The following is a 13,188-nucleotide window of genomic DNA, read 5'->3' as shown; positions in this document are numbered from 1 at the left end:
CAGGTAACATAATAACGTCTCTCACAAAACTCGTCGCCGCTCATGCCAAAAACACCGATAGCCAGCCGTCCCCACGACCACTCTCATTGCGTCCACAGCGCATTGTCCGAGGCCGATGCCCTGTGCGCGCGTCAAGGCTTGCGCCTGACCGCCCTGCGTCGGCGGGTGCTGGAGCTGGTGTGGCAAAGCCATAAACCGCTGGGGGCGTACGACATTCTGGCAGTGCTGAGCGAGCAGGACGGCCGCCGCGCCGCGCCGCCTACCGTGTACCGTGCGCTGGATTTTCTCCTGGAAAACGGCCTGGTGCACCGGATCTCGTCGCTCAATGCGTTTATCGGCTGCAACCACCCCGAGCATGCGCATCAGGGCCAGTTCCTGATCTGCCGGGAATGCCACGCGGCCATCGAACTGGAACAAAAATCCATCAGTGACGCGATCGTCGACAGCGCCAACGATGTCGGTTTTGTGGTTGAAGGCCAGACCGTCGAAGTGGTCGGGCTGTGCTCAGGTTGCCAGGGGGCCTGATGAGCAACGCGCTGATCCGTCTTGAGCAGGTATCTGTGACGTTCGCCGGGCAGAACGTCCTCGATAACATCGAACTGAGCGTCGAACCGGGGCAGATCGTCACCCTTATCGGTCCCAACGGTGCCGGCAAGACGACCCTGGTGCGGGCCGTGCTCGGTTTGTTGAAACCGGACAGCGGCAGCGTATGGCGCAAGCCGAAACTGCGGGTTGGTTACATGCCGCAAAAACTTCACGTAGACCCGACGCTGCCGCTATCAGTGCTGCGCTTTCTGCGCCTGGTGCCCGGAGTGGACCGTGCCCGGGCGCAGGCTGCGTTGAAGGAAGTCGGCGCCGAGCAGGTGATCGACAGCCCGGTGCAAAGTGTTTCCGGCGGTGAGATGCAGCGAGTCCTGCTGGCCCGGGCGCTGTTGCGCGAGCCGCAACTGCTGGTGCTCGACGAGCCGGTGCAAGGCGTTGATGTGGCGGGTCAGGCCGAGCTCTACAGCCTGATCACCCGCCTGCGCGACCGCCATGGCTGCGGCGTGCTGATGGTGTCGCACGACTTGCACCTGGTGATGAGCACCACCGACCAGGTGGTCTGCCTGAACCGGCATGTCTGCTGCTCCGGGCATCCCGAGCAGGTCAGCGGCGATCCGGCTTTCGTCGAGCTGTTCGGCAAGAATGCGCAAAGCCTGGCGATCTATCACCACCACCACGACCATGCTCACGACCTGCATGGCTCGGTGGTGACCACGGCCCCGTCGGCCTCTACCCATGTTCACGGAGATGGCTGCAAGCATGGCTGATTTTCTGCTCTACGCCCTGCTTGCAGGCTTGGCCCTGGCCCTTGTAGCGGGTCCGCTGGGTTCGTTTGTGGTCTGGCGGCGCATGGCCTATTTCGGCGATACCCTGTCCCACGCCGCGCTGCTTGGCGTGGCTCTGGGTTTCCTGCTGGATGTCAGCCCGACCGTCGCGGTCACCGTGGGCTGTCTGCTGCTTGCGGTCCTGCTGGTGACTTTGCAGCAACGCCAACCGCTGGCGTCCGACACACTGTTGGGCATTCTCGCACCGAGCACCCTCTCGCTCGGCCTGGTCGTACTAAGCTTCATGCATGAAGTGCGGATCGACCTGATGGCTTATCTGTTTGGCGACCTTCTAGCCATCAGCCCGGGCGATCTGGCCTGGATTCTCGGTGGGAGTGCGGCGGTGCTGGCGGTATTGGTGGCGATGTGGCGTCCGTTGCTGGCTATCACCGTGCATGAAGAGCTGGCCAAGGTTGAGGGGTTGCCGGTTGCGTCACTGCGACTGACCTTGATGCTGTTGATTGCCGTGGTGATCGCGGTGGCGATGAAGATTGTCGGGGTGTTGCTGATCACCTCGCTGCTGATCATTCCGGCCGCTGCGGCCCAGCGTCACGCCCGTTCGCCAGAGCAGATGGCGCTGGGCGCGAGCCTGCTGGGCATGCTCGCGGTGTGTGGCGGCCTGGCGCTGTCCTGGTTCAAGGACACCCCGGCAGGCCCGTCGATTGTGGTGACGGCGGCCGCGCTGTTTCTGCTGAGTTTTGTCCTGCCCCGTCGAGGGGTGTAGACTTGCTCGTTTTTTGCGCAAATAGAGAGTCGCAGGAATGAAGCCGTTCACCTCCCGTTATCTGCTCCTTGTCGCATTTTCTTTGCTACTGGGCGCTTGCCAAAGTACGCCGCCGGCGGCCCCCGAGGTCACTGATGCGCGGGCTGCGGCTATCGCGCAGCTGGAACAAAGCCTTGCCGGCAGTGAGCTGGCAACCGCTGAAGGGCAACTGGCTGCCCTTCAGGCAGAAGCGCCCAACGATCAATCGCTCGAGCAATACCAGCGCCAGTTGGCCGAGGCCTATCTGCTGCGCAGCCGCATTGTCCTGCAAAAAGGTGATGTGAATGCCGCCGCCACGGCGCTTAGCCGCGCTCGGGCGTTGATGCCCAAGGCGCCTGCGCTGACGGGTGGGGTCAACAACGCCATCGTCAATGCGCGCAAGGCTGAACTGGATAAAGCCGAAGCGGCGCTGATGGCGGCCGAAGCCAAACCACCGGCCAAAGTCATCGACCCGACAGCCGAAAGCACCACGGTGGCGCTGAATCTGACGGACATGGCAAAGCTGCGCCGGCAGCTGGATGCAATTGCTGCGGACGTGGTGAATTATCAGTGCGATGTGAGCATTCAGGCGCCGCGTACCCAGGATTATCCATGGTTGGCGACTTTGTTGACCAAGCGGGTGAAGAAGCTGGATTCGGGGTTTGATCTGAAATTGAAGAAGCAGATTTTGCGCAATATTCCGGCGCAGGTAGTTTTGAGTCCGCGTAAGCCTTAAAAGCATCGCGGGCAAGCCTTGCTCCCACAGGGCCGGAGCCGGTCACAAAAATGGTGATCGACTCCGGGCCCTGTGGGAGCAAGGCTTGCCCGCGATGGCGTCCTTGCCGTCGCTACAAATCTTAAGCCGGAACCGCCTTGGCCTTCGGCTCACGATCCCAAACCCGATGCTGCCCGATCGCCGCAATAAACGGTTTAAACAGCTTCGTATCCGCCCCCACGATCAATCCTGCATCGGCCTCCAGCTTCAGCACATCCAGCAATTGCTTGGCTTCGCCGTGCAGCGCGATTGCTTTCAGGTGCTTGTAGGCTTCGAGCACGTAATGCAGCGCCACGCCGTCAGTGCTCAACGCCTTGATCGACGCTGCACCACCCGGCACGAACACCGCATCGAATGCAACGGACGGCAAGCCTTCCATTGAGGCATCCACTGGCAGCGCCTTGCCGTCAGCAGTGGTCACCGGTGCCGAGGTAGGCCCCAGCAGCTTGGCGTGGGCACCTTCAGCCGCTAACGCTTTTTTCAACGCATCAATCGCCGCGCCATCGACGCCGTTCGCCGCCAGAATCGCCACCTTGCGGCTTTTGATGTTACCAGGCAGCAGGTTGGCCTGGCTCAGTGCAGGTGAGCGGTCCAGCGAAGTCTTCGGCACATCGACCGTACCTGCCTTGGGAGCTGGTAGACCGAGGTTCGCGGCAACACGTGCAGCCAGCTCAAGATCGATATTGGCCAGGATCTCGTTAACCTGACGCGCACGAATGAACTCGCGCTCGACCTTGCCCAGCTCGAAGCTGTACGCCGCAATGATGTGTTCCTGCTCGTGCTTGCTCATGCTGTGGAAGAACAGCCGCGCCTGGGAGAAGTGGTCGCTGAACGACTCGCTGCGCTGACGGATCTTGTTGGCGTCGATACGCTCAGGATACGTCTCGAAACCGCCGTCCTGGGCAGCAGGTGGAGTCTCTTTCGGCCAGCCACCGTCGATGGAATTCGGCTCGTAAGCAGCGCGTCCCTTGTCGATGGTGGTGCGATGCAGCGCGTCACGTTGACCGTTGTGGAACGGCGCAACCGGACGGTTGATCGGGATTTCGTGGAAGTTCGGGCCACCCAGACGGCTGATCTGCGTGTCGGTGTAGGAAAACAGTCGACCTTGCAGCAACGGGTCGTTGGAGAAATCGATCCCCGGCACGATGTGCCCCGGGCAGAATGCGACCTGCTCGGTTTCGGCGAAGAAATTGTCCGGGTTGCGATTCAGCACCATCTTGCCCAACGGCGTGATAGGCACGGTTTCCTCAGGGATGATCTTGGTCGGGTCGAGAATGTCGAAGTCGAAGGAGTGTTCGTTCTCTTCTTCGACAATCTGTACGCCCAGTTCCCATTCCGGGTAATCGCCCATCTCGATCGCTTCCCACAGATCGCGACGGTGGAAGTCGGTGTCCTTGCCGGCCAACTTCTGCGCTTCATCCCAAACCAGCGAGCAGGTGCCGTTGGAAGGGCGCCAATGGAATTTGACGAAACGCGATTTGCCCTCGGCATTGATCAGCCGGAAGGTGTGCACGCCAAAACCCTGCATGCTGCGCAGACTCTTCGGAATCGCGCGGTCGGACATCGCCCAGATCACCATATGCGCCGATTCCGGCACCAGGGAAACGAAGTCCCAGAAGGTGTCGTGAGCCGAGCCGCCGGTGGGAATCTCGTTATGCGGTTCAGGCTTCACCGCATGCACAAAATCGGGAAACTTGATCGCGTCCTGGATGAAGAACACTGGCATGTTGTTGCCCACCAGATCGAAGTTGCCTTCGTCGGTGAAGAATTTCACGGCAAAACCGCGCACGTCGCGCACGGTATCGCCCGAACCACGCGGGCCCTGCACCGTGGAGAAGCGGGTAAACACTGGAGTCTTCTTGCCCGGGTCCTGGAGGAAGCCGGCCTTGGTCAGTGCCGCATGGTTTTCATAAGTCTGGAAGTAACCATGGGCGCCAGTGCCGCGGGCATGCACGATACGCTCAGGAATGCGCTCATGGTCAAAGTGCGTGATTTTTTCACGCATGATGAAGTCTTCAAGCAGCGAAGGACCGCGCGCGCCGACCTTCAACGTATTCTGATTGTCCGCAATCTTCACGCCCTGGTTAGTGCGCAGGGCCTGGCCCGTGGCGTCGGAGCGAAACTCTTCCAGGCGGTCGAGCTTGGTATTAGTGTTGCCTCGGTCCAGGGTATCGGTCCCGGCCAGTTCGCTTTTCGGTGGGGCAGGTTTCTTGGTACTCATCAGTCGTAAACTCCTCGTTGCGATCTCGTCCTAGCCGGACTTGTGAGCAAGGTTCCAGGCACGGCACCTGGTCATTCTCGAGCTGCTTAAGTAGTGACTGGCGAGTGTTTCAGCCGTTCCTTTTTTCTGACCTTTGATCGCGTTATTGCCAAATCGCTGGTTGAATGCGAAATAAATGCTAAGAACCTCTATACGGACAGGCTAAAATGCGCGCCCGGCTAACCGCTGACCCTTTTCCAACGCGCCCCACAAGGTTCGCTACGTGATCGAGTTTCAAAACGTCCACAAAACCTACCGCGTCGCCGGTAAGGATATTCCCGCCCTGCACCCGACCAGTCTGACGATTGAGAATGGCCAGGTGTATGGCCTGATCGGCCATTCCGGCGCGGGGAAAAGTACCCTGCTGCGTCTGATCAACCGCCTGGAGAACTCCACGGGCGGCAAGATTTTCGTCGACGGCGAAGAAGTCACTGCGCTCGACGCCAACAGCCTGCGCCGCTTCCGCCAACAGGTCGGGATGATCTTCCAGCACTTCAACCTGCTGGCTTCCAAGACTGTGGCCGACAACGTCGCGTTGCCCCTGACCCTGGCTGGCGAACTGTCGCGCAGCCAGATCGACCAGCGCGTCGCTGAATTGCTGGCGCGGGTCGGGCTGTCCGACCACGCGAAGAAATACCCGGCGCAATTGTCCGGTGGGCAAAAGCAGCGCGTTGGTATCGCCCGTGCGCTGGCGACCAAGCCGAAAATCCTGCTGTGCGATGAAGCCACCAGCGCCCTGGACCCGCAGACCACCGCGTCGGTCCTGCAATTGCTGGCCGAGATCAACCGCGAGCTGAAGCTGACCATCGTACTGATCACTCACGAAATGGACGTGATCCGCCGGGTCTGCGACCAGGTGGCCGTGATGGACGCGGGTGTGATCGTCGAGCAAGGCTCGGTGGCAGAGGTGTTCCTGCACCCCAAACACCCGACCACCAAGCGTTTTGTGCAGGAAGCCGAGCAGGTCGATGAAGGCGAGCAGCGCGACGATTTCGCTCATGTACCCGGCCGCATTGTGCGTCTGACGTTCCAGGGCGAAGCAACCTACGCACCGTTACTGGGTACCGTCGCTCGCGAGACCGGTGTGGACTACAGCATCCTCGCCGGCCGCATCGACCGCATCAAAGACGTCCCTTACGGGCAACTTACCCTGGCCGTCACCGGTGGCGACATGGAGGCGGCCTTTGCCCGCTTCACCGCCGCTGACGTTCACATGGAGGTGCTGCGCTGATGGAAGCCCTGACAAGTTTCTTCTCCAACATCGACTGGTTCGAGATTTGGCTGGCCACTGGCGATACCTTGCTGATGCTCGGCGGTTCGCTGTTGTTCACCGTGCTGCTGGGCCTGCCACTGGGCGTGCTGCTGTTCCTGTGCAGCCCGCGGCAGTTGCTCGAAGCCAAAGGCATCTACGCGATGCTGTCGCTGGTGGTGAACATCCTGCGTTCGCTGCCGTTCATCATTCTGTTGATTGTGATGATTCCGTTTACCGTGCTGATCACCGGGACCTCCCTGGGCGTCGCGGGCGCAATTCCACCGCTGGTGGTGGGCGCCACGCCGTTCTTCGCGCGACTGGTGGAAACTGCCTTGCGTGAAGTCGACCGCGGCATCATCGAGGCGACCCAGGCCATGGGTGCGACCACGCGGCAGATCATCACCAACGCCTTGCTGCCGGAAGCCCGTCCGGGCATCTTCGCGGCGATTACGGTGACAGCTATTACACTGGTTTCCTACACGGCGATGGCCGGTGTCGTCGGCGCCGGTGGCCTGGGTGACCTGGCGATCCGCTTTGGCTACCAGCGCTTCCAGACCGATGTGATGGTCGTGACCGTGGTATTGCTGCTGGTGCTGGTCCAGGTGCTGCAAACCGTCGGCGACAAGCTGGTTGTGCATTTTTCCCGCAAATAAACATTTTTCGTCTATTACAAATGAGCCGGCCATTCGCTGGCAGGCGCCGCGAACTGGCGCCTCACATGGAGTTAGCTGAATGAAAAAACTACTCGTCGCGTTCGCCGCCGTTGCTGCGTTCTCTGCCCAGGCTGCTGAAACCCTGACCGTCGCCGCCACTCCGGTCCCGCACGCCGAAATCCTCGAATTCATCAAGCCAGCCCTGGCCAAGGAAGGCGTGGACCTGAAGGTCAAGGTCTTCACCGACTACATCCAGCCAAACGTGCAAGTCGCCGAGAAGCGCCTGGACGCCAACTTCTTCCAGCACCAGCCGTACCTGGATGAGTTCAACAAGGCCAAGGGCACCGACCTGGTAGCGGTGGCCCGCGTGCACCTGGAGCCCCTGGGCGCCTATTCCAGCAAATACAAAACCCTGGCCGAGCTGCCAGGCGGCGCCAACGTGGTGATCCCGAACGACGCCACCAACGGCGGTCGTGCCCTGTTGCTGCTGCAGAAGGCTGGCCTGATCAAGTTGAAGGAATCGAACAACATCCTGTCGACCATCAAGGACATCACCGAGAACTCCAAGGACCTGAAATTCCGCGAACTGGAAGCCGCCACCATCCCGCGCGTGCTGACCCAGGTCGACCTGGCGCTGATCAACACGAACTACGCGCTGGAAGCCAAGCTCGACCCGTCCAAGGACGCGCTGGTCATCGAAGGCAACGACTCGCCGTACGTGAACATCCTGGTCGCCCGCCCGGCCGACAAGGACAGCGAAGCGATGAAGAAGCTGATTGCTGCGCTGCACACTCCGGAAGTAAAAGCGTTCATTCTCGAGAAGTACAAGGGCGCGGTATTGCCAGCGTTCTGATTGGCTGAAGCAACGAAAAAGGGGCGCATTCAATGCGCCCCTTTTTTCTGCCTGAAATATGGTCCCCTGTGGGAGCGGGCTTGCTCGCGAAAGCGGTGTGTCATTCAACATCTATGTCGACTGACACACCGCTTTCGCGAGCAAGCCCGCTCCCACAGGGATTGCGGCGTTTACTTGCGCTTGAGCATCACCGGCAACTGCGCCACCAGCTTCACATTATTCAATGGCGCCCGAATAAACCCGCGTTGCGTGCCATCCGGTCCAATCACTGCCAGGTTGCCGCTGTGATCCACCGTGTAGTTTGGTTTGCTGGTGTCCGCCGGGATAAACGGGATGCTTACCGCGTTGGCGAATTTCTGCAGGTCTTCGATCGATGTCGGCGTCAGGCCGATGAACTGCGGGTCGAAGTAGCCCAGGTACTGCTTCAGCTGCTTGGGCGTGTCGCGGTTGGGGTCGACGCTGACCAGGATGATCTGCAGCTTGTCTCGGGCCTCCGCCGGCAACTCGCTCTTGATCTGCCGCAGTTGGGCGAGGGTGGTCGGGCAGATGTCCGGGCAGAAGGTGTAGCCGAAGAACAGCAGTGACCATTTGTCTTTCAACTCGTCGACCGCCACCGGCTTGCCATCCTGGTCGGTCATGGTCAGGTCCGGCAGGTTGCGGCTTTGCGGCAGCAGGATGATGCCGGCGTCGATCAGCGCTGTCGGGTCGCCCTGGCCTTTGCCGGACAACACTTTGTTGATGGTCAGGCCCAGCACCAGCGCGATCATGGCGACGAGGATGAAGACGGTTTTCTGAGTTCGAGTCATAGGTTCAACAGTAAGTAGTGGTCTACGAGCAGCGCGATAAACAGCAGGAACAAGTAGTAGATAGAGTACTTGAACGTGTTGATCGCCGCGTGCGGCCGAGTGCCACGGTACAGCACCACGGCCCATTGCAGGAACCTCGCGCCCAGACCCAGGGCGCAGACCAGGTAGAGCAGGCCGCTCATGTGGATCACGTAGGGCATCAGGCTGACGGCCAGCAGCGCGAAGGTGTAGAGCAGGATGTGCACCTTGGTGTAGTGCTCGCCGTGGGTGACCGGCAGCATCGGAATGTCGGCCTTGGCGTATTCCTCCTTACGATGAATCGCCAGGGCCCAGAAGTGCGGCGGGGTCCAGGCGAAGATGATCAGCACCAGCAGCAGGGGTTCGGCGCTGACATGGCCGGTCGCAGCGGTCCAGCCGAGCAGCGGTGGCGCGGCGCCGGCCAGGCCACCGATGACGATGTTTTGTGGAGTGGCGCGCTTGAGGAAGCCGGTGTAGACCACCGCGTAACCCAGTAGTGAAGCCAGGGTCAGCCCAGCGGTCAGCGGGTTGGTGAACGTCAGCAACAGGGCCTGGCCGAGCAGTGCCAGCACCAGGGCGAAGGTCAGCGCGGCGGCCGGTGAAACCCGGCCTTCGGCCAGGGGCCGTTTGTGCGTGCGCGCCATGACGGCATCGATGCGCCGGTCCACCACATGGTTGACCGCCGCAGCGCCGCCGGCACACAGCGCGATCCCCAGATTGCCGAAGATCAGCACCGTCCACGGCACCCCGGCGCGGGTCGCGAGGAACATCCCGACCAGGGAGGTGATCAGCATCAGCACCACCACTTTTGGCTTGGTCAGCTCCAGGTAGTCACGCCAAACCGCCTGGCTGTGACGTTCGCCGATCAGAGTCGCCATGGCATCTCTCCTTTTATTGTTATGGGCCCGGCTGAATGTTTACGCGGGCTGAACCGCCAGCGTGCGGGGGCTTGCTGCTTGACCCGAACCAGGCTGGTTCGCGCGTGATAATTGACCAGCACCAGCGACAGCAGCAAAGCAGCGCCACCAGCGTTGTGTGCGACGGCCACTGGCAACGGCAGGTGGAACACCACGTTGCTGATGCCCAGGGTGATCTGTGCGGCGAGCGCCACCAGCACCAGTCCCGCCAACCGTGTCATGCCGACGATCTTGAGTTGCCAGGCCAGGCCCAGCAGTACCAGGGTCACGAGCAGGGCGCCGATGCGGTGGGTCAGGTGGATGGCGGTGCGGGCATCGCTGTCCAGTTGCCCGCCTAGATAGTTCGGGCCGATGTGTTGAGTCAGGTGAAAGCCATTGGCGAAATCAGCCGGTGGCAGCCACTGTCCATGACAGGTGGGGAAGTCGACGCAAGCCACCGCAGCGTAGTTCGAGCTGACCCAGCCGCCGAGGGCAATCTGCCCGATCACTAGCAGCAGGCCGGCGGTGGCCCAGTACTGCAGACGCCGCGGTACGGTCAGCGCCGGCAGTACCCCTGACAGGCGCAAGGTCAGCAAAAACAGCAGGCTCAAGGTGGCGAAGCCGCCGAGCAGATGCCCGGTGACGACCTGTGGCCAGAGTTTGAGCGTGACTGTCCACATGCCAAACGCAGCCTGGGCGATCACCACGGCCAGCAGGAACAGCGGCAACTTCACCGGTTGCCCCGGATGCCGGCGATGCACCCACGCGCGACCGGCCAGTACCGCAATCAGCAGTCCGAGGGTGCCGGCGAAATAGCGATGGATCATCTCGTTCCAGCCTTTATGGGCTTCGACGGGGGTATCGGGAAAATGCAGCTCGGCATGGGCCAGCTGGGCTTCGCTTTTCGGCACGCTGATAAAGCCGTAGCAGCCCGGCCAGTCCGGACAGCCGAGGCCGGCATGGGTCAGGCGGGTGTACGCACCGAGCAACACCACAATCAGTGCCAGCAGGGTGGCGAACAGTGCGAGGCGAAATCCAGGTTTGGCCATGACGATGCCCTTATCCGATGTTCGACAGTTTCAACAGGTGGCGCAGGTCGTTGAGCAGGTCCTTGCCCTTGACTGTCGGGTCGTAGCGCAGCACCAGGTTGCCGTGCGGGTCGATGATCCACAGTTGCGGTTTGGCATGGTCACCGGTGGCTTTGCTGAAGGTAGTCAGGTCCATGGGATAGCGCTGCAGTTGCGGGTATTCCCGAGTGAGCTTGGCTTCGTACTCGTTGCTCAGCGGTTGCGCTGCTGCCAGCGCGTGACTGGCGCGGGAGGCATCGCGGGACAGGCCAATTTGCACCTGGCGCGCCAGGTACACCAGTTGCTGACAGTCCACCGAGCAATCCCTGGGCGCCGTCACCAGCATCTGCCAGCGTTGCTCTTGCGCCTGAATGCCAAGGTCGGCGCGGGTCTGGCCGTTGCCAATAAGCTCGCCGTGGTAGCTGCGACCCTCGGGCACCCAGAACTGCAGTTTGTACATGCCGGTGGCGAGGATCATCGGACCGATCACCCCAAGCAGAATCAGCAGCAGTTGCAAACGCCCTCTGCGCCGACTCGCCGGCGATTTCGCGTCAGACATGCTGGGTGGATTCATGGCCGCTCCCATGGTGTTTCTCCTTTGCGTTGTACCAGCCGAGGTAGATAAAGAGGCCTAGCAGGGCGATCGACATGGCGAACCACTGCACGGCATAAGCGATGTGTTTCTCCGGGCCCATGGCGACCACCGGCCAATCGGCCTGGTAGGCGGCAGGGCCCGGTTCTGCACGTAATTCGTAGGCGAAACCGTCGCGACCGAGCACTGGCCAGAGCTTCGCCGGATCAACTGCCGTCACCAGTTGTGGCCAGGCCGTGGTGGCCGGGTCGGCGTGGAGCTGGAACGTCGCGCCGGGGGACATATACACCCATGCGTTGAGCGTCAGGGCTTGGGCCGGCGTGGTGAATTGCGGTGGGATGCGCCGGTCTGGCCAGGGCAGCCAGCCGCGATTGACCAGCAGCCACAGCCCGCTGGCCTGATCCTGAAACGGTTGCAGCAGCTCGACCCCGACCTTGCCGTCTCGTTGACGGTTATCCAGCAACAGGCTGTGCGCGGCATCGAACTGGCCGTGCAGCATGACCCGGCGAAAGGCCGGGTCTTCGGTGTGCTGCAGCTCGGTGCTGGCCATCGGCTCAGCCACTCGACGCTCGGCATAGCTTTGCAGCAGCGCGCTTTTTTCCGCGCCACGGCTCAGTTGCCAAAACCCGAGCGAGACCAGCAGTGGCAGCAATATTGCGACCACCATCGTCGGCACGAGGCCCGGCCGGAAGCGCTTCATGACGTCGCCAGAAAGTCGGTAGTCGCGATAGCTATACTCAAGTGCATCGCATTTCCCCTGGAGTCTCACCATGCTCAAAGCAGCCATCGTCCTGATGCTGATTGCCACGGTTGTCAGCCTGTTCAGCGGCCTGTTTTTTCTGGTCAAGGACGACAGCAGCTCGAACCGCCTCGTCATTGCCTTGAGTATTCGTGTGGCCTTGGCTGCCATCACCGTCGGCTTGATAGCCTGGGGGTTTTTCAGCGGCCAGTTGGTTTCTCACGCACCCTGGTAACTGTAGGAGCGAGCTTGCTCCTACAACACGTAGACGAAGACGAACAACCCGATCCACACCACATCCACAAAGTGCCAGTACCAACTCGCCGCCTCGAAGCCGAACTGATGCTCGTTGTCGAAGTGCCCACGCATCACCCGCATCAACATCACAAACAGAATGATCGTGCCCATGGTGACGTGGGCGCCGTGAAACCCGGTGAGCATGAAAAACGTCGCGCCGTAGATGCCCGAACCCAGGGTCAGGCCCAGTTCCTTGTAAGCGTGGATGTACTCTTCAGCCTGGAAGCCAAGAAACGCACACCCCAGCAGCACAGTGATCGCCAGCCAGATTTTCAGCGCGCCGCGATGGCCCTTTTTCAAGGCATGGTGGGCGATGGTCACGGTCACGCTGGAGCTCACCAATAACACGGTGTTGAGCAACGGCAGGCCCCATGGGCTGATCACGTCCTTGGGTGGTGGAAACAGTTTCGAGTCAGGATTGTTCAGCAGAGGCCAGACGAACTCGAAATTCGGCCACAGCATGTGTGCCAGGCCCTTAGGGCCTTCTCCGCCGAGCGCGGGACCGGAGACTTGCCGCACATAGAACAGCGCACCGAAGAAGGCGATGAAAAACATCACTTCGGAAAAGATGAACCAGCTCATGCCCCAGCGAAACGACCGGTCCATCTGCGCGCTGTACAAGCCGCTGCGACTTTCCTTGATCACCGTGCCGAACCAGCCGAACAGCATGTAGGCCAGCAGCAGGCCGCCGACGAAAAAAATCAGTGGGCCATGAGATTCTGGCCGCGCTGCTTTCAGGTCGTTGAACCAGGTGGCCAGGCCGAACACGGTGACGAACATGCCGACCGTGGCAATGATCGGCCACTTGCTCTGGGACGGTACGTAGTAGTGCTCATGAGTTGCCATTTATTGTTCTCCTTATCGGGCACGC

At 61.1% G+C, this 13,188-nt stretch carries 15 protein-coding genes; 8 read left to right on the top strand and 7 right to left on the bottom strand.

All coding sequences use genetic code 11. The features are described from left to right. Nucleotides 1–42: 42 nt before the first annotated feature. The 4 genes from zur to ACYZTK_RS15045 are packed head-to-tail and all read left to right on the top strand — an operon-like array spanning nt 43 to nt 2,845. Entirely contained in the window at nt 43–525 is a 483-nt protein-coding gene (zur, locus tag ACYZTK_RS15060) for a zinc uptake transcriptional repressor Zur (RefSeq protein ID WP_462010620.1), read from the top strand. Continuing rightward, the gene (znuC, locus tag ACYZTK_RS15055; RefSeq protein WP_462010619.1) at nt 525–1,310 is read left to right on the top strand and encodes a zinc ABC transporter ATP-binding protein ZnuC; all 786 of its coding nucleotides are present in this window, start codon (nt 525–527) and stop codon (nt 1,308–1,310) included. The genes zur and znuC overlap by 1 nt, the downstream gene beginning before the upstream one ends. Beyond that, nucleotides 1,303–2,091, top strand: coding sequence for a zinc ABC transporter permease subunit ZnuB (znuB, locus tag ACYZTK_RS15050; protein ID WP_462010618.1), 789 nt, complete (start codon nt 1,303–1,305; stop codon nt 2,089–2,091). The genes znuC and znuB overlap by 8 nt, the downstream gene beginning before the upstream one ends. A gap of 37 nt (nt 2,092–2,128) precedes the next feature. Then, nucleotides 2,129–2,845 (top strand): PA5502 family lipoprotein, encoded by a 717-nt coding sequence (locus ACYZTK_RS15045; protein ID WP_462010617.1) that lies wholly within the window; start codon nt 2,129–2,131, stop codon nt 2,843–2,845. 121 nt (nt 2,846–2,966) lie between these two features. On the opposite strand, the gene katE is transcribed toward ACYZTK_RS15045, so the two are convergent. After that, on the bottom strand, nt 2,967–5,105 hold the full coding sequence (gene katE, locus ACYZTK_RS15040) for a catalase HPII (RefSeq protein WP_462010616.1): 2,139 nt from the start codon (nt 5,103–5,105) through the stop codon (nt 2,967–2,969). A gap of 262 nt (nt 5,106–5,367) precedes the next feature. On the opposite strand from katE, the gene ACYZTK_RS15035 reads away from it, so the two are divergent. The 3 genes from ACYZTK_RS15035 (at nt 5,368) to ACYZTK_RS15025 (ending at nt 7,902) form a co-directional block, all read left to right on the top strand. Continuing rightward, entirely contained in the window at nt 5,368–6,375 is a 1,008-nt protein-coding gene (locus tag ACYZTK_RS15035) for a methionine ABC transporter ATP-binding protein (protein WP_462010615.1), read from the top strand. Continuing rightward, nucleotides 6,375–7,049, top strand: coding sequence for a methionine ABC transporter permease (locus tag ACYZTK_RS15030; RefSeq protein ID WP_462010614.1), 675 nt, complete (start codon nt 6,375–6,377; stop codon nt 7,047–7,049). The genes ACYZTK_RS15035 and ACYZTK_RS15030 overlap by 1 nt, the downstream gene beginning before the upstream one ends. Before the next feature lie 79 nt (nt 7,050–7,128). Further along, on the top strand, nt 7,129–7,902 hold the full coding sequence (locus ACYZTK_RS15025) for a MetQ/NlpA family ABC transporter substrate-binding protein (RefSeq protein WP_462010613.1): 774 nt from the start codon (nt 7,129–7,131) through the stop codon (nt 7,900–7,902). Between the two features lie 170 nt (nt 7,903–8,072). Here the strand turns inward: ACYZTK_RS15025 and ACYZTK_RS15020 are convergent, their stop codons facing one another. The 5 genes from ACYZTK_RS15020 to ACYZTK_RS15000 are packed head-to-tail and all read right to left on the bottom strand — an operon-like array spanning nt 8,073 to nt 11,981. Continuing rightward, nucleotides 8,073–8,708 carry an SCO family protein gene (locus ACYZTK_RS15020; RefSeq protein ID WP_462010612.1) on the bottom strand — a complete coding sequence of 212 codons (636 nt, stop codon included), beginning with the start codon at nt 8,706–8,708 and terminating at the stop codon, nt 8,073–8,075. Next, on the bottom strand, nt 8,705–9,604 hold the full coding sequence (gene cyoE, locus ACYZTK_RS15015) for a heme o synthase (RefSeq protein WP_462010611.1): 900 nt from the start codon (nt 9,602–9,604) through the stop codon (nt 8,705–8,707). The genes ACYZTK_RS15020 and cyoE overlap by 4 nt, the downstream gene beginning before the upstream one ends. Continuing rightward, nucleotides 9,592–10,671, bottom strand: a complete 1,080-nt coding sequence (locus ACYZTK_RS15010) for a COX15/CtaA family protein (RefSeq protein ID WP_462010610.1) — start codon at nt 10,669–10,671, stop codon at nt 9,592–9,594. Before ACYZTK_RS15010 ends, cyoE begins: the two co-directional genes overlap by 13 nt. A 10-nt stretch (nt 10,672–10,681) precedes the next feature. Next, nucleotides 10,682–11,275 carry a hypothetical protein gene (locus ACYZTK_RS15005; protein ID WP_462010609.1) on the bottom strand — a complete coding sequence of 198 codons (594 nt, stop codon included), beginning with the start codon at nt 11,273–11,275 and terminating at the stop codon, nt 10,682–10,684. After that, on the bottom strand, nt 11,241–11,981 hold the full coding sequence (locus ACYZTK_RS15000) for an SURF1 family protein (RefSeq protein ID WP_462010608.1): 741 nt from the start codon (nt 11,979–11,981) through the stop codon (nt 11,241–11,243). The genes ACYZTK_RS15005 and ACYZTK_RS15000 overlap by 35 nt, the downstream gene beginning before the upstream one ends. Before the next feature lie 70 nt (nt 11,982–12,051). Here ACYZTK_RS15000 and ACYZTK_RS14995 point away from each other — a divergent pair, with 70 nt between their 5' ends. Beyond that, entirely contained in the window at nt 12,052–12,255 is a 204-nt protein-coding gene (locus ACYZTK_RS14995) for a twin transmembrane helix small protein (RefSeq protein ID WP_054617194.1), read from the top strand. 20 nt (nt 12,256–12,275) lie between these two features. Here the strand turns inward: ACYZTK_RS14995 and ACYZTK_RS14990 are convergent, their stop codons facing one another. Continuing rightward, nucleotides 12,276–13,163 carry a cytochrome c oxidase subunit 3 gene (locus ACYZTK_RS14990; protein WP_462010607.1) on the bottom strand — a complete coding sequence of 296 codons (888 nt, stop codon included), beginning with the start codon at nt 13,161–13,163 and terminating at the stop codon, nt 12,276–12,278. Nucleotides 13,164–13,188: the final 25 nt, after the last annotated feature.

The sequence above is a fragment of the Pseudomonas sp. LB3P31 genome (genome assembly GCF_054897945.1).
This window is presented reverse-complemented; position numbering and strand designations above follow the sequence as displayed.